Annotated in this window: 1 pseudogene; it reads left to right on the top strand. The window is 61.6% G+C overall.

Annotated elements, in window-relative coordinates:
- Positions 1-27: 27 nt before the first annotated feature.
- Positions 28-865 (top strand): annotated as a pseudogene (locus IC66_RS47000) (helix-turn-helix domain-containing protein); the annotation flags it as partial.
- Between the last annotated feature and the right edge of the window lie 111 nt (positions 866-976).

The following is a 976-nucleotide window of genomic DNA, read 5'->3' as shown; positions in this document are numbered from 1 at the left end:
CGCCGTATCACTCAGCTCTGATTCCGGGTACTAGAAGGATTGCGCGGCGAGGAGAACATCTCCGAGCTTTGTCGCCGAGAAGGCATTGCCGCCTCGATCTATTACGGCTGGTCCAAGGAGTTTCTCGAGGCCGGCAAGCGCCGCCTGGCCGGCGACACGGCACGAGCTGCGACCTCCGGCGAGGTGAAGGACCTCCGCCGGGAGGCCGGCGCCTTGAAGGAGGCCGTCGCCGATCTGACGCTGGAGAACCGTCTGCTCAAAAAAAGTATGAACGGAGATGGGGAGGACGAGGCATGAGGTATCCCGCCTCAGAGAAGGCCGAGATTCATCCATTTGGTCGAGCAATCGCACCTCCGGCCAAGCGCACGCTGGACAAGCTCGGGATCCCGCGCGCCACATTCTATCGCTAGCATGATCGTTACCGCGAGGGCGGCATCGCCGCTCTGGCCGATCATCGGTCTCGACCAGACCGGGTCTGGAACCGCATCCCGGACGATGTGCGGGGCTAGATCATCGACCTGGCGCTGGAGTTACCTGAGCTGTCGCCACGCGAGCTGGCCGTGCGGTTCACCGACGAACGAAAGTACTTTGTATCCGAGGCGTCGGTCTATCGGCTGCTGAAGGCGCATGACCTCATCACCAGCCCGGTCTATGTGGTGATCAAGGCCGCGAACGAGATCAAGGACAAGACGACGGCGCCGTCGCGCACCGGCCAAGGCTTCTCAGCGACAATGGTTCGAGTTACGTGGCGGATGATCTGGCCGAGTGGCTCGACCAGAAGGGCATGCAGCACGTGCGCGGCGCTCCGTACCATCCTCAGACCCAGGGAAAGATCGAGCGCTGGCATCAGACGCTGAAGAACCGTAAGCGACGTTCGCGTCCCATTCGCAAAGGTTTGGCGTGGGGATTGCAGTCTGTTGATCAACGTGTTTGCAAATCGTTGGCGGGGGGTATGGAGGCGGCAACGACGGAGAAT

The sequence above is a fragment of the Bradyrhizobium genomosp. III genome (genome assembly GCF_000261705.1).
Taxonomy (GTDB): Bacteria; Pseudomonadota; Alphaproteobacteria; order Rhizobiales; family Xanthobacteraceae; genus Bradyrhizobium; species Bradyrhizobium ottawaense.
This window is presented reverse-complemented; position numbering and strand designations above follow the sequence as displayed.